21 protein-coding genes are annotated in these 23,001 nt (G+C 72.9%); 11 read left to right on the top strand and 10 right to left on the bottom strand.

The features are described 5' to 3' along the window. Positions 1-8: 8 nt before the first annotated feature. The 5 genes from AB0G59_RS21960 to AB0G59_RS21980 all read right to left on the bottom strand — a co-directional run bounded on the left by AB0G59_RS21960 (position 9) and on the right by AB0G59_RS21980 (position 4,362). On the bottom strand, positions 9-1,487 hold the full coding sequence (locus AB0G59_RS21960) for an alpha/beta hydrolase (RefSeq protein WP_360914022.1): 1,479 nt from the start codon (positions 1,485-1,487) through the stop codon (positions 9-11). Positions 1,488-1,688: 201 nt separating this feature from the next. Next, on the bottom strand, positions 1,689-2,108 hold the full coding sequence (locus tag AB0G59_RS21965; RefSeq protein WP_360914024.1) for a lasso peptide biosynthesis B2 protein: 420 nt from the start codon (positions 2,106-2,108) through the stop codon (positions 1,689-1,691). Beyond that, positions 2,105-2,368, bottom strand: coding sequence for a lasso peptide biosynthesis PqqD family chaperone (locus tag AB0G59_RS21970; RefSeq protein WP_360914026.1), 264 nt, complete (start codon positions 2,366-2,368; stop codon positions 2,105-2,107). The genes AB0G59_RS21965 and AB0G59_RS21970 overlap by 4 nt, the downstream gene beginning before the upstream one ends. Further along, a complete protein-coding gene (locus AB0G59_RS21975; protein WP_360914028.1) occupies positions 2,365-4,212 on the bottom strand; it encodes an asparagine synthase-related protein in 1,848 nt (615 codons plus the stop codon). Before AB0G59_RS21975 ends, AB0G59_RS21970 begins: the two co-directional genes overlap by 4 nt. A gap of 12 nt (positions 4,213-4,224) precedes the next feature. Next, entirely contained in the window at positions 4,225-4,362 is a 138-nt protein-coding gene (locus AB0G59_RS21980) for a lasso RiPP family leader peptide-containing protein (protein ID WP_360914030.1), read from the bottom strand. A 180-nt stretch (positions 4,363-4,542) separates the two neighbouring features. Between AB0G59_RS21980 and AB0G59_RS21985 the strand changes: the two genes are divergently transcribed. Together AB0G59_RS21985 and AB0G59_RS21990 are read left to right on the top strand one after the other, a co-directional pair. Continuing rightward, the gene (locus tag AB0G59_RS21985) at positions 4,543-5,199 is read left to right on the top strand and encodes a GNAT family protein (protein WP_360914032.1); all 657 of its coding nucleotides are present in this window, start codon (positions 4,543-4,545) and stop codon (positions 5,197-5,199) included. 64 nt (positions 5,200-5,263) lie between these two features. Further along, entirely contained in the window at positions 5,264-6,688 is a 1,425-nt protein-coding gene (locus AB0G59_RS21990) for an amidase (protein WP_360914034.1), read from the top strand. Positions 6,689-6,736: 48 nt separating this feature from the next. On the opposite strand, the gene AB0G59_RS21995 is transcribed toward AB0G59_RS21990, so the two are convergent. Beyond that, complete coding sequence (locus AB0G59_RS21995) at positions 6,737-7,435, bottom strand: FadR/GntR family transcriptional regulator (protein ID WP_360914036.1); 699 nt, start codon at positions 7,433-7,435, stop codon at positions 6,737-6,739. 152 nt (positions 7,436-7,587) lie between these two features. Between AB0G59_RS21995 and AB0G59_RS22000 the strand changes: the two genes are divergently transcribed. Together AB0G59_RS22000 and AB0G59_RS22005 are read left to right on the top strand one after the other, a co-directional pair. Then, the gene (locus AB0G59_RS22000; protein WP_360914038.1) at positions 7,588-8,088 is read left to right on the top strand and encodes a gluconokinase; all 501 of its coding nucleotides are present in this window, start codon (positions 7,588-7,590) and stop codon (positions 8,086-8,088) included. Between the two features lie 35 nt (positions 8,089-8,123). Then, on the top strand, positions 8,124-9,521 hold the full coding sequence (locus AB0G59_RS22005; protein ID WP_071964981.1) for a gluconate:H+ symporter: 1,398 nt from the start codon (positions 8,124-8,126) through the stop codon (positions 9,519-9,521). A 44-nt stretch (positions 9,522-9,565) separates the two neighbouring features. On the opposite strand, the gene AB0G59_RS22010 is transcribed toward AB0G59_RS22005, so the two are convergent. Continuing rightward, on the bottom strand, positions 9,566-11,098 hold the full coding sequence (locus AB0G59_RS22010; RefSeq protein ID WP_360914040.1) for an FAD-dependent monooxygenase: 1,533 nt from the start codon (positions 11,096-11,098) through the stop codon (positions 9,566-9,568). Between the two features lie 67 nt (positions 11,099-11,165). Between AB0G59_RS22010 and AB0G59_RS22015 the strand changes: the two genes are divergently transcribed. After that, complete coding sequence (locus tag AB0G59_RS22015; RefSeq protein WP_360914042.1) at positions 11,166-11,864, top strand: TetR/AcrR family transcriptional regulator C-terminal domain-containing protein; 699 nt, start codon at positions 11,166-11,168, stop codon at positions 11,862-11,864. Here AB0G59_RS22015 and AB0G59_RS22020 read toward each other — a convergent pair. The 3 genes from AB0G59_RS22020 to AB0G59_RS22030 are packed head-to-tail and all read right to left on the bottom strand — an operon-like array spanning position 11,802 to position 15,321. Continuing rightward, positions 11,802-12,971 carry an acyltransferase gene (locus AB0G59_RS22020; RefSeq protein ID WP_360914045.1) on the bottom strand — a complete coding sequence of 390 codons (1,170 nt, stop codon included), beginning with the start codon at positions 12,969-12,971 and terminating at the stop codon, positions 11,802-11,804. The genes AB0G59_RS22015 and AB0G59_RS22020 overlap by 63 nt on opposite strands. Next, positions 12,968-14,335, bottom strand: coding sequence for a polysialyltransferase family glycosyltransferase (locus AB0G59_RS22025; protein ID WP_360914049.1), 1,368 nt, complete (start codon positions 14,333-14,335; stop codon positions 12,968-12,970). The genes AB0G59_RS22020 and AB0G59_RS22025 overlap by 4 nt, the downstream gene beginning before the upstream one ends. After that, complete coding sequence (locus tag AB0G59_RS22030; RefSeq protein ID WP_360914052.1) at positions 14,332-15,321, bottom strand: glycosyltransferase family 2 protein; 990 nt, start codon at positions 15,319-15,321, stop codon at positions 14,332-14,334. Before AB0G59_RS22030 ends, AB0G59_RS22025 begins: the two co-directional genes overlap by 4 nt. A gap of 232 nt (positions 15,322-15,553) precedes the next feature. On the opposite strand from AB0G59_RS22030, the gene AB0G59_RS22035 reads away from it, so the two are divergent. The 6 genes from AB0G59_RS22035 to AB0G59_RS22060 all read left to right on the top strand — a co-directional run bounded on the left by AB0G59_RS22035 (position 15,554) and on the right by AB0G59_RS22060 (position 22,834). Then, entirely contained in the window at positions 15,554-16,843 is a 1,290-nt protein-coding gene (locus AB0G59_RS22035; protein WP_360914143.1) for a DUF6716 putative glycosyltransferase, read from the top strand. Between the two features lie 38 nt (positions 16,844-16,881). After that, positions 16,882-18,135: an acylneuraminate cytidylyltransferase gene (locus AB0G59_RS22040; protein ID WP_360914055.1), complete on the top strand. Its 1,254-nt coding sequence runs from the start codon at positions 16,882-16,884 to the stop codon at positions 18,133-18,135. A 30-nt stretch (positions 18,136-18,165) separates the two neighbouring features. Beyond that, on the top strand, positions 18,166-19,119 hold the full coding sequence (locus AB0G59_RS22045; RefSeq protein WP_360914058.1) for an N-acetylneuraminate synthase family protein: 954 nt from the start codon (positions 18,166-18,168) through the stop codon (positions 19,117-19,119). A gap of 14 nt (positions 19,120-19,133) precedes the next feature. Further along, positions 19,134-20,333, top strand: a complete 1,200-nt coding sequence (locus tag AB0G59_RS22050) for a hypothetical protein (protein ID WP_360914061.1) — start codon at positions 19,134-19,136, stop codon at positions 20,331-20,333. A 106-nt stretch (positions 20,334-20,439) separates the two neighbouring features. Continuing rightward, a complete protein-coding gene (locus AB0G59_RS22055) occupies positions 20,440-21,672 on the top strand; it encodes an amidohydrolase (RefSeq protein WP_360914145.1) in 1,233 nt (410 codons plus the stop codon). A gap of 130 nt (positions 21,673-21,802) precedes the next feature. After that, positions 21,803-22,834, top strand: a complete 1,032-nt coding sequence (locus AB0G59_RS22060) for a BMP family ABC transporter substrate-binding protein (protein WP_360914064.1) — start codon at positions 21,803-21,805, stop codon at positions 22,832-22,834. The last annotated feature ends 167 nt before the right edge of the window (positions 22,835-23,001 follow it).

Here is a 23,001-nt window from a genome sequence, read left to right on the forward strand (position 1 = left end):
TATCTGCCTTATTTGCACAGCATGTCCTGGGCAGGCCGCTTCCCGGTGGTGAGGAAGGCGGTGACGGCGCGGTCACCGCAGGCGTTGCCGGAGCGGAGGTAGGCGCCGTGGCCTCCGGAGTCGACGGCGACCATGCGCGCCCGGTCGCCGAACGCCTGGCGCATCTTCAGCGCGCCGCGGTACGGGGTGGCGTGGTCGCGCAGGTTCTGCACCATGAGGACGTTGGACGGCCCGTCCGGGGTGATGCGGGTGGGCTTGTCGGCGGGCCCGTCCGGCCAGAACGCGCACGGCATCACGCCGACGGGCATCCCGCCGGTCAGCGGATGCCGGACGCGGTCGACGGCCACGTCGCGCGCGTAGTCGGGCAGTGAGCGGGGCCAGCGCACGTCGTTGCAGATGACGCCGACCATGACGGCGGCCTCGGTGGAGGTCGCGCGCGGGGGCTCGTAGGGCACGGGCGCCTGCCCGGCGTCGCGGGCCGACACGATCAGCTCGGCGAGCCGCTCGAAGTCACGGTCGGCGTAGAGCCCCTGCTGGAGCTCCTGCCGCAGCCGGTTCCCGGTGAGCAGCTGCTTGCCGCCGGCCTCCTCCGGCACCCGGTCGAGCCTGGCGGCGAGGGAGAGGAACAGTGGCCGTACGTCCTCGGCCCGCTCGGCGACCCGGTGCTTGCCGTCGCGGGCCGGATCGGCGGCCCACTTCGCGAAGTCCGGGAACCGGTCGTCCGCCGCCGCCGACATGTTCGCCAGCCAGCCGCGCGCGACGCGCTCGGGATCGGGGTCGCCACTGCTGTCGAGCACCCAGCGGTCGGTGCGCTCCGGGTACTTCTGCGCGTACACGGCGCCCACGTACGTGCCGTACGAGGTGCCCCACGCCGACAGCTTGTCTTCGCCGAGGGCCTGGCGCAGCCGGTCGATGTCCCGCACCTCGTTGGCGGTGGAGAACGACCGGATCAGCTCCCCGCCGTTGCGGGTGCACGCCTCGGCGATGCGGCGGCCCCGGACGACGCTGGGCCCGATGTCCCCGCCGGGCCCCGGCCAGGGCCGCAGGTGCGCCACTTCGAGATCGTCCTCGCCGAGCCTGCAATCGGCCTGTGTGCTCCCGCCGACGCCGCGCGGATCGAAACTGACGATGTCGTACACCCCCCGCGTCTCCTTGCGCAGCTCGTCCCCCACGACGGCGAGCTTCCCCGTCCCCGAACCACCGGGCCCGCCCGGTATGACGAGCAACGTCCCCCGCCGGGCCTCCGGTCGGTCGGTGCGCAGCCGCGAGACGGCGAGGCTGATGTGCCGGCCCCCGGGCTTGCGGTAGTCGAGGGGGACGGAGAGGTCGGCGCACTCCTGCCCGGGGGCGGCGGCGCAGGGTTTCCAGGAGAGGGTGGGCGGTCTGGGGCCGGAGTCCTTGGCGGTAGCTGTGGGGGCGGCGAGGCCGGTGGCGACGACGGCGGAGGAGAGGGCGAGCAGGAGTGCATGGCGGGTCCGAAGTGTCATGTGCACCATGGTGGTTGACGCGGGGTACGCCTGCCTATCGGGGAACCCACCCAGGGGTAGGGGGGATGTCCTCACCTCACCCCGCCCTTTCACCGTTTCTTGTCCTCAATCGCCGGACGGGCTGAATCTCAGCCCGTCTGGGGGCACCTCCCAGCGGTAGCTGGGGGAGATTGAGGACCGGGGTCCGGGGCGGAGCCCCGGTTACCGCGCGCGGCTCGGTACCACCATCAGCCGGTGGTAGTGGCCCGCCCGGTGCGGTTCGCCGATCGGCTGGCCGTCGACCTCCACCCAGGCATGGGCGCGGAACGGCGCCGTGCGCACCCCGGTGCACCAGTCCGGCCAGACGCCGCGCATCCGGCACAACAGGGCCGTGGCCACCGAGCGTTGCAGACAGCCCTCGCCGGCGCAGCGTGTGCTCACCGCGACGACCGCGCGGCGGGCGGCGAGGGCCTGTTCAGTCGTGGCGGGGGCGGCGCCGCGGCGGATGAGGGTCAGGACGCGGCGGATGCGGTGGGGCTTGAGCAGGACGAGGAGGCGGGCCGCCGCGGTGGCCAGGAGCGCCGGCGGGCGGTGGCGGAGGGGCAGGGACTCCCGGGCGGCCGGCGCCATGGGCTGGCTCATGCGCTCACCACCAGCCGCGCCGCGCGCAGGGAGTCGATGAGCGCGGCCGTGTCGCCGGCGGCGCGTTCGGCGGTGAGCTGGGGGTAGGCCTCGAGGAGCCGGCGGGCGGCGTCCTGCGGTGTGGCGCCGCCGAGCAGGGCGCGCAGGACGGTGCGGGCGGTGCCGTTGAGCTGCCAGTAACGGCCGGTGAGTTCGTCGAGGAGCACCATGCCGTCCTCGGTGTCCGTCGCGCAGACGTCATGGCGCAGGGCGAGACTCACGGTGCTCCTCCGGTGGTCGCGACGTTCAGTGAGCGCAGCCAGGTCTCGCTGCCCAGGGTGGAGCCCAAGGGACGCAGTGCGTTCGGGGTCGGGTGGACCCCGAGCAGGCTCGTACGGATGGCCGAGGCGTCGATGAGGCCGGTGCGGGCGAGCCGGGAGTCGTCGAACAACTCGACCAGCGTGGCCCGGTTCCGGCGCAGGGCGTCGTGGAAGTCGGCGCTGTACTCGCCCTTGGTGGAGCGCCGCAGGACGGCGTCGGGCGCGATGCCGCGCATCGCCTCGGCGAGGACCGGCTTGTACCGGACGGGCGTGCTGCGTTCGGCCACGCGGACGGCCAGCGCCGCCTCGAGCACGCCGTCGTCGAGGAAGGGCGCGGCGTAGTCCAGCCCCAGGCGGGAGAACACCTGCTCCAGCAGACGGAAGCCGCGCCCGCCGGCCCGTACCAACGTCAGCGCGGTGTGTTGTCCGCGCCGGGGTGCGAGGGGTTCGGCGGTGTCGGCGGCCTCGCGGAGCAGGCGCTGCACCGTCCGGACGGCGTCCGGGGTCGCCCAGGAGGGCATGCGCACGTCGACGCCCCACGCGGTGGAGGGGGCCGGGCGACCGGCGGTCGCCGGAGGGGGTTCGGGACCGGTGAGGTCCTCCGCCCAGGCGGCCAGCCACTGGCGGTACGTGCTGCGGTCGGCCAGTTGGCGCAGCACCGGCCACAACGGCCAGTGCTGGGAGTCGCGGTGGCGGCGGATGCGGGCGAACGCCGCCAGCGGGTGGCTGCGGACGTAGTCGTGCAGGTGCGGGGGGAACGCCGTGAACAGTTCGTCCCCGCCGCCGCCCATCATGTGCAGCCGCGAGCCCCGGGCGGTCATCAGCTCGGCGGTCGCCGCGATTCTGGCGCTGTCGCGGACCCAGGCGCCGGGTTCCTCCGTGGGGACGGCGCCGAGACCCGTCGGATCGCTGTACCACAGGGGCCACTGGTCGCGGGGCGGCGTCACATGCTCGGCAGCGGGGAGCGCGGCGGCCGCGCGTGCGGCCCAGGCGGTGTCGTCGTTGGCGGGGTCGAGGCTCTCCCAGCGCAGCGTCACCAGCTTGGCCCGGTCCCGGGCCGCTTCCCGCGCGGCCAGGAAGCACAGGCTGGTGGAGTCCATGCCGCCGGACAGATCCGAGCTGACCGTGCCGCCCCCGGCGATGCACGCGTCCACCGCGGCGGACAGCGCATCGCGCACCGCCGCCGCCCCCTGTGCCGCCGGTAGCTCCGGCTCCGGAGGGCTCCACCAGCGCTGTGCACGGCCCCGTCCATCAGCCTCGAGCAGCAGGCAGTCATGGGGGCGCAGCCCCTGCACGCCCTGCCACAGGCAGTGGTCGTCCAGCGGATACGGAGGAGGCGAGGCCAGCAGGTGAAGAGCCAGGATCCGCTCGTCCACGACCGCCCCTGTCACCGAGGCGAGCCGGTCCGCCCGGTCGGCGGCCACCGTCGCACCGCCGACGCGCGCGTGGAAGATCCGCCGCACCCCGGACGCGCTGCCCCGGACGCGGATCCGCCCGTCCACCGAGGCCAGGAGGTGGAAGCTGCCGGTCAGGCCCCGGGCCGCCCGCTCCGCGTCCGCGACGTCCCGGAGGCGGCCCGCGCGCGCCGCCAGCGCGTCGGCGGTGACCGGGCAGCGCCCGATCACCGCCAGCCGCCGCGGCCCCGCGACGCCCACCGTCACATGTCCCTCCGGCCAACTGCCGAGCAGCCAGGGCCGGCCCGAAGGATGGGCGACGACCTCGGTCGCCCGGGGCCGCAGCAGCCGCGCCGCGGCCGCGCCCGCTTCGCCGTCCGGGAGGACCGCGAACCACACGTCACCCGTCATGAACCGGCGGCCTCAGCTCGGGCCGAGGTACCACTCGTAGGGCGGGAACCCGCCTTCGTAGTGCGCCCCGATCGCCTCGCCGCGCGTCAGCTCGGCGAAGTCGCCGACTTCCGCCATCGCCGGCGGTTCGTACAGCTCGTGCTGGTCCATGAGGAGACCCCTTCCCACCCCTGCTTCCGGTGCGGAATCTGCACCGTGGTGCGGAATGCCCAGAGCATCCCGGACTAGGCCCACTGGGGGCGTTCATTCACTCGAAGGAGTGAGCAACGGCGGTGGGAGCCGTCGTAAAACGGTTCGCGTCAACAGGCCTGCCACCGGCAGGGTTTCGTCATGGGAATCCACTACTGGCCCCTGTACGGGCTGCGCATCACCACGCCTCGACTCGAACTGAGACTGCCCGACCTGCCCCTGCTCGACGGCCTCTCGGCCGTGGGGGCGGACGGTGTGCACGAACCGGGCGAGATGCCCTTCCTGATCCCCTGGACCGACGGCACTCCCGTCGAGCGCGGCCGGGCGACGTTCCAGCACCTGCTCGGCACCGTCGCCGACTGGCGCCCGGAGAAGTGGACGCTGAGCCTGGCCGTCCTGTGCGACGGCGAGCCGGTGGGCCGGCAGGATCTCACCGCCGTCGACTACGCGGTGACCCGGGAGATCGAGACCGGCTCATGGCTGGGCCTGGCCCACCAGGGCCGCGGCATCGGCACCGAGATGCGGGCGGCGGTGGCCCACCTGGCGTTCGAGGGGCTGGGCGCCCGGTTCATGACGTCGGCCGCCATGCCGGACAACCCCCGCTCCCTCGGCGTCTCCCGCAGACTCGGCTACCGCCCCGACGGCCTGCTCGTCGCCTCCGTGCGCGGCCGGCCCCGGACCTTCCGGCGCCTGCGCCTCGACCGCGAGGCATGGCAGGCGCACCGCGCCGTCCCCGTCGGGATCCACGGCCTGGAACCCTGCCTCCCGCTGTTCCTGGGGGACAGCGTCGCCCCGTGAGGCCTGGTGGTCCTGCAACTCCTGTGCCGTTAACGTGTGTTCGAGTGGGGGAAGGGGGATCGGTGTGACCGGTTTCAGCGGCGAAGAACACGAAGGGCTCCAGGAGCAGACACGGGCCCTGGCCGGGCGGCAGGTCTCCTCGCGGGAGCTGGTGGAGCGGTCGCTGCGGCGCATCGAGGCGACGCAGCCGACGCTCAACGCGTTCCGGCGGGTCCGCGCGGAAGCGGCGCTGCGCGAGGCGGAGGCCGCCGACCGGCGGCTCGCCGCGGGCGAGCGCGCACCGCTGCTGGGCGTGCCCGTCGCCGTCAAGGACGACATGGACGTGGCCGGCGAGCCGACCGCCTTCGGCTGCCCCGGCGACTTCCCGGCGAAGAAGGCCGACAGCGAGGCCGTGCGCCGATTACGGGCCGCCGGCGCGGTGATCGTCGGCAAGACCAACACGCCCGAACTGGGCCAGTGGCCCGTCACCGACGGGCCCGCCTTCGGCGTGACGCGCAACCCCTGGAGCCTGCGCCACACCCCCGGCGGCTCCTCCGGAGGCTCCGCCGCGGCCGTCGCCGCCGGGCTCGTACCGGCCGCGCTCGGCTCGGACGGCGCGGGCTCGATCCGGATACCCGCCGCCTGGACGCACCTGGTCGGCATCAAACCCCAGCGGGGGCGGATCTCGACGTGGCCGCAGCGGGAGTCGTTCCGGGGCATCACCGCCGACGGGCCGTTCGCCCGCACGGTCGGCGACGCCGCGCTGCTGCTGCACGTGGCGAGCGGCTCGCACGAGGGCGACCTGCACCGGCCGCCGGCCGTCGACATCCTCGCCGCCGCCGGGCACGGGCCGCGGCGCCGGCTGCGGATCGCGCTGTCGCTGCGGCCCGCCTTCGCCGCCGTCCGGCACTGGCTGGACCCGGCCGTCCGGACCGCGACGCTGCGCATCGCCGAACGGCTGGAGGTGCTCGGGCACGAGGTCGTGGAGGAGGACCCGCGCTACGGACCGATCGGCCTCGCCTTCGTGCCCCGCTCGATGGCCGGGGTGCGCGACTGGTCCGCCCGTGTGCCCGACCGCGCGGCGCTCGATCCCCGCACGCACGCGAACGTACGCGGCGGACTGCTGCTCGGCGGCGGGCTGCTGCGCGCGGCACGGGCCGCGGAGGCGCCGCTGCGACGCAGGATCGGGGAGATGTTCTGGCGCTTCGACGCCGTGCTGACGCCCACCACGGCCGTACCGCCGCTGCGCACCGGCGACCTGGCCGGCCTCGGCGGCCGCGAGACCAACTCCCGCATGATCGCGGCCTGTCCGTACGCCTGGCCCTGGAACGTCCTGGGCTGGCCCGCCCTGAGCGTGCCCTCCGGCCTCACCGAGGCCGGGCTGCCGATGGGCGCACAGCTGCTGGGACCGTCGAACAGCGAGCCGCTGCTGATCTCGCTGGCCGCCCAGCTGGAGGCGGACCGGCGGTGGTACGAACTGCGGCCGCTGCCGGGGGATCCGGCGAAGTGAGCGCCGGGGCGCCCCTCCTCAGGGTGCCCGGACTCAGGGCATCGGCCCTCAGGGCACCAGGACGTCCAGCTCCGCCATCGCCCCCGTCGCGATCTCCCTGGTCAGCGCCTCCGCCCGGGCCGCGTCCCGCTCCCGTACGGCCTCGGCGACGCGCACGTGCAGGGTCACCGCGGCCGGGTCGGGGTCGGTGAACATCACCTGGTGGTGGGTGCGGCCCGTGAGGACCTCCGCGACGACATCGCCCAGCCGCGCGAACATCTCATTGCCCGAGGCCCGCAGGATCACCCGGTGGAAGGCGATGTCGTGGACCAGATAGCGCTCCAGCTGCTGGCCGCGCGAGGTGGCCACCATGCCCAGGGCGTGCTCGGTCAGTTCGGCGCACTGCTCGGGCGTGGCGAGGCGGGCGGCGAGGCCGGCCGCGACGGGTTCGATCGCCGAGCGCAGCACCGTCAGGGAGCGCAGCTGGCGGGGCCGGTCGGGGCCGGCCAGGCGCCAGCGGATGACGCGGGGGTCGTAGACGTTCCACTCGTCGGCCGGGAGCACGGTCACGCCGACGCGGCGCCGGGAGGCGACCAGGTGCATGGACTCCAGGACGCGTATCACCTCGCGGACGACCGTGCGCGAGACGTCGAAGCGCTCCTCGAGCTCGTCGGTGCGCAGCACGCTGCCCGGCGGGTAGGCGCCCCCGGTGATCGCGGGCCCGAGGGAGTCGAGCACGCGCTCGTGCTGGCCCTGTGCTCTGTCCATGGGGTCAGCCTACGGGGCCCCTCCGGATGACAGGCGTGAGGGAATAAGTATGACGTTTTAGTTACGCCCCCTTGAATACGTCGTACATGTGGGTTTCAGTGAGGCCGCACAACCGATGGCGTCGGCGACAGGGACAGCGAGGTACGGCACAGATGGTCGTCGTGGTGATGGGCGTATCCGGCACGGGCAAGACCACGGTCGGGCCCCTGGTCGCGGAGGCGCTCGGCGTCCCGTACGCCGAGGGCGACGACTTCCACCCGCCCGCCAACATCGCCAAGATGTCGGCGGGCACCCCCCTGGACGACGCCGACCGCGCCCCCTGGCTCGACGCCATCGGCGACTGGGCCCGCGGCCGGGCGGAGGCGGGGGCGGGCGGCGTGGTCAGCTGCTCCGCCCTCAAGCGCGCCTACCGCGACCGGCTGCGCGCCGCCGCACCCGGCACGGTCGTCTTTCTGCACCTCACCGGCGACCGCGAGCTGATCGCCGATCGCATGGCCGCCCGCAAGGGGCACTTCATGACCACCCGGCTGCTGGACTCCCAGTTCGCCACCCTCGAACCGCTCGAGGCCGACGAGGTGGGCGTCGTCGTCGACGTCGCGCCCGAGGCGGCCGTCATCGCCGAGCGGGCGGTCGCCGCGCTGCGGCGGCTCTGAACACCTCCCCCCTCCCCCCTTCTCAAGGAAGCCCCGTGAGCACTCTCAGCGTCGAGATGCTGGCCGCGGCCCCCACCGCACCGATCACTTCGGCAGGTCACGCACAGCTGGGCACCGCCGTCCTCATCGGCATCGCCGTCATCGTCCTCCTCATCACCCGCTTCAAACTGCACGCGTTTCTCTCGCTGACCATCGGCTCGCTGGTCCTCGGCGCGGTGGCGGGCGCGCCGCTCGACAAGGTCATCGCCAGCTTCACCGGCGGCCTGGGCGCCACCGTGGCGGGGGTGGGTGTGCTCATCGCGCTCGGCGCGATCCTGGGCAAGCTGCTGGCCGACTCCGGCGGCGCCGACCAGATCGTCGACACGATCCTGGCCAGGGCGGGCACACGCTCGATGCCCTGGGCCATCGTGCTGATCGCCGGCGTCATCGGCCTGCCGCTGTTCTTCGAGGTCGGGATCGTGCTGCTGATCCCGGTGGTGCTGCTGGTCGCCAAGCGCGGCCACCACTCGCTGATGCGGATCGGCATCCCCGCCCTCGCCGGCCTGTCGGTGATGCACGGGCTGGTGCCCCCGCACCCCGGCCCGCTGGCCGCCATCGACGCCATCCACGCCGACCTCGGCGTCACCCTGGCCCTGGGCGTGCTCGTGGCGATACCCACCGCGGTGATCGCGGGTCCGCTGTTCTCCCGCTACGCCGCCCGCTGGGTCGACATCGCCCCGCCCGAGAAGCTCATCCCGCAGCGTCCCTCGGAGGACCTGGCCCGCCGCCCCGGCTTCGGCGTCACCGTGGGCACGGTCATGCTGCCCGTGCTGCTGATGCTCGCCAAGGCGCTCGTCGACATCGTCGTGGACGACCCGAAGAACCACCTCCAGCGCGTCACCGACGTCGTCGGCTCCCCGCTGATCGCCCTCCTCGCCGCCGTCCTGGTGGGGCTGTTCACCCTCGGCCGGGCCGCCGGCTTCGGCCGCGACCGGCTCGCCGGGACCGTGGAGAAGTCGCTCGTGCCGATCGCCGGCATCCTGCTCATCGTCGGCGCGGGCGGCGGTTTCAAGCAGACCCTGATCGACGTGGGCGTCGGCCGGATGATCCTGGACATCTCCGAGGACTGGTCCGTCTCCGCCCTCCTCCTCGCCTGGCTGATCGCCGTCGGCATCCGGCTGGCGACCGGGTCGGCGACGGTGGCCACCATCTCCGCCGCCGGGCTCGTCGCACCGCTGGCCGCGGACATGAGCACGACCCACTCGGCCCTGCTCGTCCTGGCCGTCGGCGCGGGATCGCTGTTCTTCTCCCACGTCAACGACGCCGGCTTCTGGATGGTCAAGGAGTACTTCGGCATGAGCGTCGGCCAGACCATCAAGACCTGGTCGCTCATGGAGACCGTGATCTCGGTCGTCGGGATCGGCTTCGTCCTCCTCCTCTCGCTCGTGCTGTAGCGAGCCCCGGCGGGCGGGCGGGCGGGGGCGGCCGGCCGGAGGGGTCAGCCCTGGCCGGTGATCTCCCTCAGATACGCGCTCACATCCGACGGGTCGTCGGTCGCCAGACCGATGTACCCGTCGGGGCGTATCAGGAACAGCCCGCTCCCGTATGCCGCTCGCGCATGGCCGTCGGGGTCGCGCAGGTCCGGCGTCGGACCCTCGACGCGGTACGTCCGCGCCAGGCCGCCCTCGAAGCTCGGCAGATCGGCCTCGTACCCGACGGCCAGCAGGGTGAACTGCGGGCCGCAGAAGGCATCGAAGAGCCGGACCGTGGCGCCCGAGGGGTCCTTGCACGGCGCGTCCGGCGCCCGGTCCCCGGCCCGCAGGGCGCCCTCCGGGATGTCCTGGCGCAGCTCGCGCGTCAGCGGGCTGGTGGGGTAGCCGATGCCGAGCTGGTGGGTCTCGGTGCCGCGCCGCGGGTTCTCCCCCTGGTCGGCGCGGTGGACGCGGGTGCTCAGCCCCAGCACGCCGGCCGCCACCTCCATCCGCTCGGCCTCATAGGTGTCGAGCAGGGTGTCCGGGGCGTTCAGCCGCAGCACCGCGTCGAGCTTCCAGCCGAGGTTGTAGGCGTCCTGCAGGCTGGTGTTGAGGCCCTGGCCGCCGGCGGGGGAGTGCACGTGCGCGGCGTCCCCGGCGAGGAGGACCCGGTCCGAGCGGAACCGCCCGGCCATCGCTGCCCGCGCCCGGAACGTCGAGGACCACGTCACCTCGCCCACCCGCAGGTCCGTGCGGCCCGTGCGCTCCTCGAGCAGGCGCTGGAGGGCCTCGGGAGTGGCGTCCCGTTCGGCGTCCGGCGTGTGGCCGGTGTCCTCGAATCGGGCGAGGAACTGGAAGGACTCGGTGCCCTCCAGGGGGCGCATCATCACCATTCCGCCCGGCGCCTGGGGCCAGATGTGCCAGTGCGTGCGCTCCAGCCCCTCGAGGGAGAAGTCGGCCAGGAGGACGGGGCGGGGGTCGACGAAGTCGCCCTCGAAGTCGATGCCGAGCGCCTTGCGCACGGTGCTGCGACCGCCGTCGGCGCCGACCAGATAGTCCACCCGCACGGTCTCGCGCTCACCGTCGGCGTGCGTGAGCGTGGCCGTGACGCCGTCCGCGTCCTGGCTGAAGTCCGTCAGCTCGGTGTCGAAGTCGACGTGGCCGCCGAGCTCGGCCAGGCGGGCGCCCAGGATCTCGACCGTGCGCCACTGGGGCAGCATCAGCACTTCGCCGTACGGCGCGGCGGGCGTGGGGTCGGTGCGCTCGACCAGCTCCCACTCGCCGAGCTGCCGGGGGCCGTCCCAGTTCATCATCGGCGGGCAGGGTCCGCCGTCCGCCAGGAACGCGGGCAGGACGCCCAGATCCTCGAAGACCTCCAGCGTGCGCGGCTGCAGGCCCGTGCCGCGCGAGCCGGGGAAGCCGCGGGGCGCGCGGTCTATGACGCGGTGGCGGATGCCGCGCCGGGCGAGGTCGATGGCCAGGACGAGCCCGGTCGGGCCGGACCCCACGATCAGCACCTCGGTGCCGGTGGATGTGCTGGTGCACGTGTCGATGCTCATGCAAGCCCCCTTAACGACGTTAAGTTCACGCTACCCAGCGTGGCCTGAACACCGTTAAGCTGTCAAGGTGGGAACTCGACCGAAAAAACTGGACCGCTCACGCGTGGCCGACACGGCGCTGCGGGTGCTGAACGACGTGGGCCTCGAAGGGCTGGCCCTGCGGCGGATCGCCAACGAGCTCGACGTCCAGGCGCCCGCCCTGTACTGGCACTTCAAGAACAAGCAGGAACTGCTCGACGAGATGGCCACCGAGATGATGCGGCGCATGCTCGAGCCGCTGGAGGGCATCGAGGCCGCCACGTGGCAGGAGCACCTGACCGCGGCCACCCGCGTCACGCGCCGCACCCTGCTCGGCTACCGCGACGGGGCGAAGGTCTTCAGCGGCACGCGGTTCACCGAGAACCACTTCGCGGTCCCGCTGGAGAGGTTCCTGGGCGTCTGGCTCGACTCGGGCGCCTGTGTGCGCACCGGCGCCCGTGCCTGGTTCACCGCCCACACCTACGCGGTCGGCTATGTCATCGAGGAGCAGTCCGTGCACCCGCTGCCCGGCGACGAGCGCGACTCCACGCACATGCTGACCGACCACGTCCGCCTGACGGAGGACTTTCCGCTCGCCGCCGAAGCCGGCAAGGAGTTCTTCGGGGACCTCGAGCAGGGCTTCGAGGAGGGCCTGTCCGCGGTCGTCGCGGGCATCGGCGTCACCCTAATGAGGCGCGGCCCCGGCTCCCGCACCGTCCCCGCCGCGCCCGCGGACCCCGCCCAGTGAGGCGCGCAGCAGGGGTGTGAGCCGCCGCTCCACGCAGCGGTGCAGCACCCAGGCCAGCAGCAGCATCAGCGCCACCGTCAGCGCGAACGTCGCGTAGGAGGGTAGCCCCAGCCCGCGGTGCAGCCCGCCGATCGCCACCCACCCCAGGTGCTCGTGCACCAGATAGAAGGGGTACGTCAGCGCGCCCGCGAACGGCAGCCAACGCCAGTTCAGCCGGCGCGCCTTGCCCAGCGCCACCGCCGCGACGGCCGCGTAGCCCAGGGCCAGGACGGCGATGATGACGTAGGGGGAGCGGTAGGAGAAGTAGTGCGGGTTCGGCGGGTGCCACAGCCCCACCACCGCGTAGTGCTGGCCCAGCAGGAAGCTCACCGCCACGATGCCCCAGGACAGCGCGTCGTGGCCGAAGCGGTGGATCAGGTACAGGCCGACGCCGCCGATGAAGAACGACGCGTACTCCGGCATGAACACCACCCGCAGGAACTCCACATGGGACGCCGTCGTGACCACCGTCATCAGCGTCCACACCGCGCAGAACAGCACCACCCGCCGCCGCGTCGCCCCCGGCAGCACCACGAACAGCGCGAACAGCGCGTAGAAACGCACCTCCGCCCACAGCGTCCAGCACACCCCCAGCACCCGCTCGGCCCCGGCCGGCTGCTGCAGCATGGTCAGGTTCACCAGCGCGTCGCTGGCCGACACCGGCCGGTACGTCACCCACGGCAGCGCGAAGACCAGCGTGACCAGCACGATCGCCGCCCAGTAGGCGGGGTAGAGGCGGGCCGCACGCGAGGCGAAGAACGAGCGCAGAGGGCGGCCCCAGCCGCTCATGCAGATCACGAAGCCGCTGATGACGAAGAAGATCTGCACCCCCAGACAGCCGTAGGCGAAGACCGCCGACAGATGCGGGAACTCGTGCCGCGGCGAGGCGCCCCACGCCCGGCTCACGTCACCGTCCCGCCCGCCGTAGTGGTACGCCGCCACCATCAGCGCGGCGATCAGCCGCAGACCGTCCAGGGCCCGCAGCCGCCCGGACGGCCCGGTCCTGCCCGCCTTCCCCGCCGGCGGGCGGATGCGGGTGCCGGGCAGGACCGGGGTCGTGGCGCTCATGCGGTGGTCACCGTTTTCCGCGTCTTCCTGTTGACCAGCCTTCTGCGCAGCGCCCGCGCCCGGCGCGCCACCGTGCGCACGGCCGGGCTGCGCGGCAGGAAGGCCAGCTGGGAGGGGACCGCGCCGGGCAGCGCCAGCGAGGTCAGGCGGCGCCGCTTGAAGTAGCGCCGGGTACGGGCGTCGAGGTGCGCGGCCAGATAGCGCTCGGCGGCCGGCCGCAGCCCCGGGTTGACCTGCGGCTGCATCGCGAAGCCGACGGCCGCGAGCAGCCCGCCCAACCGCTCCGGGTCGCCGCACAGGCGCACCGGGTCGTCGAGATCGGGCAGCAGCGCGTCGACGATGGTCACCGGCACGCGATTGCTGTTCTGGTACGGCGTGAGCCGCTCCAGCAGCAGATCGGTCCCGCACCGGGCGACGGGCAGCCCGTAGAAGGTGTTCGCGGTCAGCAGGGCGGTGGAGAAGCAGGCGACGACGAGCGCGGGCCGCAGCCGCTGGTAGACGACCTCCGCCAGCACGGGCGCGTCCACGACCGTCAGCTCCGCGCCGAGCCGGGCCGCCTCCTCCTCCAGCATCCGCGACCAGCGGGCCGGCGCCGAGGGGTGCGGCTTGAAGACCACGTCGCGGTGGCCGCGCCCGACCGCGCCGCGCAGCATCCGCACGTGCAGCCGCTCCTCCTCCTCGGGCGAGAGGATGTCCAGCGCCGACAGGTACTGGCCCAGCAGCAGCGCCGCCCCCTCCGGGGCCGGCGGCAGGCTGCCGTCGGCCGCGTCGGCGAGCTCGGCCAGCACCTTGGTGAAGACCTCGCCCGGCACGATGTGCGGCTCGACCCCGAACTCCCGCAGCAGCAACGGCTCCAGGCCGGGCACCAGGTCGAGGTGCAGGAGGCGGGCCACGCGCGTGCCGATCAGCGGGTCGAGCTTGCTGCGCGTGGGCCCGTAGCTCATCAGCCCGTCGGCGTAGACCTCCAGCGGCGCGTCGGGGAAGAGCTGGACCAGGGCGAGGGCGGGGTTGACCTGGATGGACTCCAGGGCGATCGTCACCTCGTCCTCGCCGAGCCCCCACAGCAGCCGCAGGTGGCGCTCCCACAGCGGGACGTCGTCCGGGCGCGGGGACCAGGCGGTGGGGTGGAAGGGGCGGATCGTCTCGTTCCACGACAGCACCCCGTCGAAGCGGGTGCGCAGCTGCTCGAAGCCGGGCGCCTCGTCGAAGGCGGGTGTGGTCTCCGGGACCGCGGCGGTGTTGGCGACGAGCAGCAGCCTGCGGTCGGCCTGCCCCAGGAGCCCCGCGTCGAGCGCGGCGGCGAGCGTGGCGGCCCCGTAGAGCGTCGAGGCGAGCAGGATCTGGGTGCGGCGGCGTGCGGTCATCGGGCGCTCACCTGCGCCGGTACGGACGCCACCGGCCGGCGGCGCAGCCTGCGCAGCCGGGCGGCCCGGTCCGCGTCCATGGAATTCAGGGCGTCCTTGAGAAGATCCTGCGGCAGCCTCTTCATGGCCGCCGCACACATCGAACGCAATGTTCTCGCGACCGCGGGTTCGAATCTCTCGATGGAGCCCAGATGGTGCGCCATAATCGCGCAATACGTACGGACCGCCTTCGGCAGGAGTTTCTCCGCATCCACATCCCGCGCCGTTTCCTCGATTACCTGGTCGAACGCGCGAATGAAATCCAGCTGCCGTACGTCACCGATTTGAGTGAGCGACGTCGCCACCCCGCGCCGGTAAAAGACGCCGAGCATTCCGGCGACGGCGAAGGAATCCGCCTCGCGGTGCAGCCGCCAGATCCACGGCCGGTCCTCGGCGGTCCGCAGCCCGTGCCGGAAGTGCAGCAGCCCCGCGTCCAGCAGCCGGCGGTGGTAGATGCCCGCCCACGCGTACGGATAGTCCACCGACGTGGAACGCTCGGCGGGCAGTATGGCCTCGCGCGGCCGCAGCGCCACGCCGCGCCGGCCGATCGGCACCCGGTGGATCGTGCGGCTGCGGCCCACGCACTGGACGTGGTCGGTACGGACGAAGTCCACGCCCAGCTCCTCGATCACCGCCAGCAGCCGGGCGAGGTGCCCGGGCGCGAGCCAGTCGTCGCCGTCGAGGAAGGTGACGAACTGCCCGCGCGCCGCCTCCAGGCCCGTGTTGCGGGCGGTGGCCAGCCCCTCGTTCGTCCCGTGGCGGACCACCACCGCCCCCGGCACCTCGCGGCCGGCGCGCTCCAGGAGGGCGGGCGTGCCGTCCGTCGAGCAGTCGTCGACGAGAATGAATTCGAAGTCCTCACGTGCGTTCGCACCCAGACTTCTCAGTGTGTCGGGGGCGTATGTCTGCACGTTGAAGAACGGCACGATGACGGAGAGCTTGACCACGCGCGTGACGCTATGTGGCGCCCCGGCATTCGTTCTGACGCAGGGCATAAGGAGAGGTGAACGAAGCACGGCGGATCGATGAACCACCTTTGCGCGTCAACCGCTTCGCCGACCGTCGGTGTGCTGTTTACCGGCTGTTGAAGTCCCGTTGGGCAACGAAACGGAATGGATTTCTATCGTCGGCGACGTGCCATCACGTGCTGAATGCCCGTCGCCCCCACCGCGGGTCGCCGTGCTCGCGGACTCCGACACCCGGTGGAAATGGGGGGCGCTCACCGCGCACCGGCTCGCCCCCGGCGGCCCCCTCGACGGCTACCTCCTGCGCGGGCGCGCGACCCCCACGGTCCGCCAGCTCGCCGAGGTCGGCGTCCGCGCGGACGCGCTGCGCGAGGTCACCGGCGCGGAGTTCGTCGCCGCGGCCGGGCGGGAGCGGTACGACGTCGTCGTGCTGGCCTGCGTCGGCGGCGCGGTCCAGGCCATGCTGCACGGACTGGGCCACGCCTGGTCGGCCGCTCCCGCTCGGCCGGTGGTCGTCACCGGCTATGTCGGCGTCGTCTACGAGAAGTTGGCGGACGGCCTGCTGCTGCGGCACGGCGCGGACGTGGTCCTCGCCAACTCCCGCCACGACGCCGAGCGTTTCCGCGCCGTCTACGCGGGCGCCGGCGCCCCGGACGACAGCGTCACCGAATGCGCGCTGCCGTTCCTGGGCGGCGAACGCTACGCCGGAGCCGCCCAAGACCGCCCGTACACCGTGGTGTTCGCCGCCCAGCCCTCCGTCCCGGAGGGCCGCGCCGACCGCATCTACCTCCTCGAACGCGCCGCCCGCCACGCCCGTCTGCACCCGGAACGTGACGTCCTCATCAAACTGCGCAGCAGACCTGGGGAACACACCACCCACATCGAGGAACACCCCTACCAGAAGCTGGCGGCCAGAGTCCCCGGCGGCCTCCCGCCCAACTGCCGCCTGGTCTACGGCCACATGGGCGACGTGCTCGACCGCACCGACCTCCTGGTGACCGTCAGCTCCACGGCCGCCCTCGAATCCCTCCACCGTGCCGTGCCCACCGCCGTCCTCACCGACCTCGGCATCCGCGAGCCCCTGGGCAACCACCACTTCCTCGGCTCCGGCTGCCTCGCCTCCTGGGACGAGCTCGACGCCGGCCACCTGCCCGAACCCGACCCCCGGTGGACGGCGCGCCAGGGCGTCGCGGCGGACGGAACGTACGAGCACGCCTTCGACGCAGCCCGCGAGCGCATCGCGGACCTCACCGCGCGCAGCGCCCTGCCGCCGCTCGCCCCCTACTACACCGCGCGGACCGCGCCCGGCTATCTGCCCGCGATCCTCGCCCGCCACGGCTTCGACCCCCAGGGCGGCCCGCTGCCCGGGCGCGCGGCCCCGGCACGCGAGGAGAGCGCCCTGCGCCGCGCCACGCGCAGCGCCCTGCGCGACGCCGCCCGCGGCGCGTACCGGCACGGCGTGCAGCGCGTGGCGCCCGTCATCCGCCGGATGGGCGAGCTGTGACGGCGCCCCCGACCACACCGGACCCCGAGGAGCCCACCATGTCCGCCCCACCGGCCGTCCTGGCCGTCATCCCCGCCCGCGGCGGCTCCAAGGGGGTGCCCTCCAAGAACCTCGCCGCCGTCGGGGGCGTACCGCTCGTCGTCCGGGCGGTGCACCAGTGCAGGGCCTCGCGCCTGGTCACGGACGTCGTCGTGTCCACCGACGACCCCGCCATCGCCCAGGCGGCGCGCGGCGCGGGCGCGGTGGTCGTCCGCCGCCCGCCGGCGATCGCGGGGGACACCGCGACGAGCGAGGCGGCGGTGCTGCATGCCATGGACGCTTACGAGGCGATGTGCGACCGCACGGTGGGCACGGTCCTGCTGGTGCAGTGCACGAGTCCGTTCCTGACGCGTGAGGACGTGGACGGGGTGGCTGCGGCCGTGGTCGAGGAGGGGGCGGATACGGCCCTGACGGTGGCGCCGTTCCACGGGTTCGTTTGGCGGAACGGTGGCTCGGGCGGGGCGGTTCCCGCCGGTGGTTCCGTTGTGCCCACCCGTTCCGCCTTGCGGAACGATTGCCCACAACCTTTCGGTGTCAACCACGACGCTGCCCATCGGCCCCGGCGGCAGGACCGGCCTCAGGATCTTCTCGAGACCGGTGCCGCCTACGCCATGCGGGCCGACGGGTTCCGGGCCGCACGGCATCGGTTCTTCGGGCGGACCGAGCTCGTACGGACCGAGGCCGCCCGCGTGCTGGAGATCGACGAGCCGCACGACCTCGAGCGGGCCCGGGCGCTCGCGCCGCTGCTCGACACCGACGGCGGCGCCCTGCCCACCCGGGAGGACGTCGACGCCGTCGTCCTCGACTTCGACGGCACCCAGACCGACGACCGCGTGCTCATCGACGCCGACGGGCGCGAGTTCGTCGCCGTCCACCGCGGCGACGGGCTCGGCGTCGCCGCGCTGCGCCGGGCGGGGCTGGAGCTGCTGATCCTCTCCACCGAGACCAACCCCGTCGTCGCCGCGCGCGGCCGCAAGCTGGGCGTGCCCGTCATCCACGGCACCGACCGCAAGGACATCGCCCTCAAGCGGTGGTGCGAGGAGCGCGGCATCGCCCCCGAGCGGGTGCTCTACGCCGGCAACGACGTCAACGACCTGCCCTGCTTCGGCCTCGTCGGCTGGCCCGTGGCCGTCGCCGACGCCCACGGCTCCGTACGCGGCGCCGCCCGCGCCGTGACCGCTTCTCCCGGCGGCAGCGGCGCCGTCCGCGAGATCGCCACCTGGCTCCTCGGCCCCTCGCTCTCCGCCCTCTGACAGTCCCCTCCACCTAAGGAACCGCCTCGCATGAGTCCCGCCAGCACTGCCCCGCACACCGGCATCGGCACCCGCACCCGCGTCCTCGGCAACCGCCCCGTGGGCCCCGGCCACCCCGTCTACATCACCGGTGAAATCGGCATCAACCACAACGGCGACCTCGCCAACGCCTTCGCCCTCATCGACGCCGCCGCCGACGCCGGCTGCGACGCCGTGAAGTTCCAGAAGCGCACCCCCGAGGTCTGCACCCCGCGTGACCAGTGGGACCTCGAGCGCGACACGCCGTGGGGCCGGATGACGTACATCGACTACCGCCACCGCGTCGAGTTCGGCGAGGACGACTACCGCGCCATCGACGAGCACTGCCGGGCGCGCGGCATCGACTGGTTCGCCTCCCCGTGGGACACCGAGTCCGTCGCCTTCCTGGAGAAGTTCGACGTCCCGGCCCACAAGGTCGCCTCCGCCTCCCTCACCGACGACGAACTGCTGCGCACCCTGCGCGCCACCGGCCGCACGGTCGTCCTGTCGACCGGGATGTCCACCCCCAAGCAGATCCGGCACGCCGTCGAGGTCCTCGGCAGCGAGAACATCGTGCTCTGCCACGCCACCTCGACCTACCCGGCCCGGGCCGCCGAGCTCAACCTGCGGGTCGTCAACACCCTCATGGCCGAGTACCCCAATGTCCCCATCGGCTACTCCGGCCACGAGACCGGCCTGCAGACCACCCTCGCCGCCGTCGCCCTCGGCGCCGCCTTCGTCGAGCGGCACATCACCCTCGACCGCGCCATGTGGGGCTCCGACCAGGCCGCCTCCGTCGAACCCGGCGGCCTGCAGCGGCTCGTGCGCGACATCCGCGTCGTCGAGGAGTCGCTGGGCGACGGAGTGAAGCGGGTGTACGACAGCGAGCTGGGTCCCATGCGCAAACTGCGCCGCGTGCCCGGCGTCGTCGCCGAGGCGGGCGACCGCGAACCCGTCGCGGTCTGACGGGCGGCTCCCCGGTGACCTCACCCCAGGGGCCGTCCCCCGGCCCACCCCCCGGGGCGGCGGCCCCCACCCTGGCCTTCGTCGAGAGCCCGGTGCAGCTGCTGAACGTCCTCGAATGGGCGTACTCCACGGCCCGGCGCGACTGCGGCACGCCCGCCCCGCGCGCCGAACCGCCTGCGCTGTGCGACGGAGTGCCGCGCCAGCCGGACCACCGGGACATCACCCCGCTCGCCGGCGACCTCCTCGTCGTCGTCCTGGCCCCGCACGACCCGATGACCCGCGGCCAGCTGCGCCGGATGGCTGAACTGGCCCGCGACCAGGGCCACCGGGTGCGCTGGGAGGAGGCCCGGGGCGGCCCCGGCGCGCCCTTCGGCACCGTCGGCTCGCTGGCCGGGCCGCTGCGCCGGGCCCGCCGCGTCGTCATCGGCGACCCCTTCTCGCGGTACGTCCAACTGCTGCTGACCCTCACCCGCGCCCGGGAGCTGGTCGTGGTGGACGACGGCACGGCGACCATGGAGTTCGTCTCCCAACTCGCCCGGGGGGAACGCCTCGTACGATGGCACCGGCGCTCCGCCCTGGGGGCGCGCGGAATCATCTTCGCGCCGGTGGCTGCATCAGCGCGCCGGAAACTCACCCCGAACAACCGCCGTTCGGTAGAGGTCTTCACCTCGATGCCCGTCGAACCGCCACCCGGAGTGACGGTCACGGCCAACGACTTCGCCTGGACCCGCGCCACATACGGCCCGCCGCGCCTCACCCGTGGCACCGACCTCGTGGGCACCTCCCTGGTCGAGACCGGTGTAGTCGACCCCGGGCGCTACCTCGACGCCGTCGCCGCCCTCGCCCGGGCCCACGGCGCCACCCGCTACTTCGCCCACCGCCGCGAGAGCGCCGACAAGCTGCGCCGGATAGCCGCCGCGGTGGGCCTGGAGATCGTGCGGCCCGAGCTGCCCCTGGAGCTGGTCGCCCGGCGCGGCCCCATCGGCCGCACCGTCCTCAGCTTCCCCTCCACTGTCGTGCACACCCTGCCGCTGGCCCTGGCAGGCGCGGGGGTGAGCGTCGCCGTCTGCGACATCGACCCCACCTGGCTCACCGAGCACGCCTCGCCCCGCGCCGAGGGCTTCCTGGCCGGAGTCACCGGCAGCGCCCGCGACGTACGCCGGCTGTCCCGGATGCCCGTTCCGACGCCGCGTGTCGTCGAAGGTACGCCGTAAATACGGGTCATACCCGTCGGCAGACCCATCCATGCGGCTGAACTTTTCTTGATTGAGGGACAGTTGCCCCATTCGGGGCTCTAACCTTCGCAGGGTGAATCATCTGATGCCCTGCGAAGCCGACCCCGAAACCGTCGAAGGTGATCTGCCCGGCGTGCTCCCCTCCGGACTGCGTGCCGAACTCATCGCGTTCCGGCGGGACTTGCATATGCACCCCGAGCTGGGGAACCGCGAGTTCCGCACCACCGCGGCGGTTCGGGCGAGGCTCGAGAAGGCAGGGCTCAGACCGCGCACGCTCACCGGTGGCACCGGGCTCATCTGTGACATCGGCCGGGACGGCGCCTCGTACGCCACCGCCGGCCGGCCGGTGCTCGCCCTGCGCGCGGACCTCGACGCGCTGCCCATCCCGGACACCAAGACCGTCCCGTACCGCTCGACGATCCCCAAGATGGCCCACGCCTGCGGCCACGACGTGCACACCACCGTCGTCCTGGGCGCGGGCCTGGTCCTGGCGGACCTGGCCGCGCAGGGGCTGCTGCCCCACCCCGTCCGGCTGATCTTCCAGCCCGCCGAGGAGGTGCTGCCCGGCGGTGCGCTGGACGCCATCGAGTGCGGGGCGCTGGACGGGGTGGGCCGGATCCTCGCGCTGCACTGCGACCCCAAGGTCGAGGTCGGCAGGATCGGGCTGCGCACGGGCGCCATCACCTCCGCCTGCGACCGGCTGGAGGTCGCCCTGGCCGGGCCCGGCGGCCACACCGCCCGCCCGCACCTGACCACCGACCTGGTGACGGCCGCCGCCCGGGTCGCCACCGACGTCCCCGCGCTGATCGCCCGGCGTGCCGACGCCCGCTCGGGGCTCTCGGTCACCTGGGGACGGCTGGAAACCGGCCACGCCCCCAATGTGATCCCGCAGCATGCCGAGCTCTCCGGCACGGTCCGCTGCCTCGACCTGCACACCTGGCGCGAGGCGCCCGACCTGGTGCACGCCGCGGTCGACGAGATCGCCACCCTGCACCGCGCCAAATCGGAGATCAACTACATCCGCGGCGTGCCGCCCGTCGTCAACGACGCCGAGGTCACCGGACTGCTGCGACGTGCCATGACGGCGCGCCGGGGGCGGTACGCGGTGGAGGGCACCGAGCAGAGCCTGGGTGGCGAAGACTTTTCGTGGTACCTGGAGCACGTGCCGGGTGCGATGGCCCGGCTCGGGGTGCGGCCCGTGGGGGATACGACCCCCCGTGACCTGCATTGCGGTGATTTCGACGTCGACGAGGAGGCCATCGAGGTCGGGGTGGAGCTGTTTACGGCCGCCGCACTGCTGGATGGCAACCGAATGTAGGCAATGTGGTCAAGTCTGGTTAACGACGAATCGATAACGGCTTGCAGGCACCCCTTTTATCTGCATCTACGCGCGTTACGATTCCGGCGACCAGCGCCAACGGAGGCGCTTCGAGTGAAGGGGCCCCCTCGTGCGCCGGGTATCCACTATCGCTGTCGCGGGCATCAGCACCGCGGCTCTCGCATTCACTCTCACCGCTTGTGGTGAGTCCTCCACCGAGTCGGGCGACTCGGGCGCCAAGGGCGTCGGTCTCGCCTTCGACGTCGGCGGCCGTGACGACCACTCCTTCAACGAGTCCGCCGCCCGCGGCGTCGACAAGGCGGAGAAGGAGCTGGGCGTCAAGTCCAAGATGATGACCGCCAAGAACGGCGAGACCGAGGCCGACCGCGAGCAGCGGCTGAACTCCCTCGCCGAGGCGGGCTACAACCCGGTCATCGGTGTGGGCTTCAACTACTCCAAGTCGATCGAGAAGGTCGCCAAGGACTTCCCGAAGACCACCTTCGCGGTCGTCGACTCGGTTGCCCCGGGCAAGAACATCGACAGCATCACCTTCGGTGAGCACGAGGGCTCCTACCTCGCCGGTGTCGCCGCGGCCCTGAAGTCCAAGAGCCACAAGGTCGGCTTCATCGGTGGCGTGAACAACGCCCTGATCCAGAAGTTCCAGGCCGGCTTCGAGCAGGGCGCCAAGGACACCGACTCCAGCGTCGAGGTGTTCTCGGAGTACCTGTACGCCAACAACGACAAGGGCTTCAACGACCCGGCGGCAGCCAAGGAGAAGGCCAAGGGCATGCTGGACCGCGGCGCCGACGTGATCTACACCGCGGCCGGCCTCTCCGGCAACGGCTCGATCGAGGCCATCTCGGGCCAGAAGGGCGCCTGGGCGATCGGCGTCGACTCCGACCAGTACCAGCAGCCGGGTCTGGACAAGTACAAGGCCTCCATCCTCACCTCCGTGGTGAAGAACGTGGACGTGTCGGTCTTCGACCTCATCAAGAGCGTCAAGGACGGCAAGCCGCTCACGGGCCCGCACGCCTACCTGCTCAAGGACGGCGGCGTGTCGCTGGCCACCTCCGGTGGTCAGATCGACGACATCAAGGAAAAGATCGAGGCCGCCAAGAAGAAGATCGCGGACGGCGAGGTCAAGGTTCGCACCTCCCCGTGATATCAGGCCGGTGCTGACCGGCCCGTAAGACCTGCGGGCCCGGCGGCAAGGGAACTCCTTGCCGCCGGGCCCGCACATACGCGGTCAACGCTACGCGCGTAGCGTTCCATTGACGCGTGTAGCGTCGCCTCCTGCCCAGCCGGACCCCTCCGTTCCCCCGCACGGCC

The sequence above is a fragment of the Streptomyces sp. NPDC021096 genome (genome assembly GCF_040641275.1).
Lineage (GTDB): Bacteria > Actinomycetota > Actinomycetes > Streptomycetales > Streptomycetaceae > Streptomyces.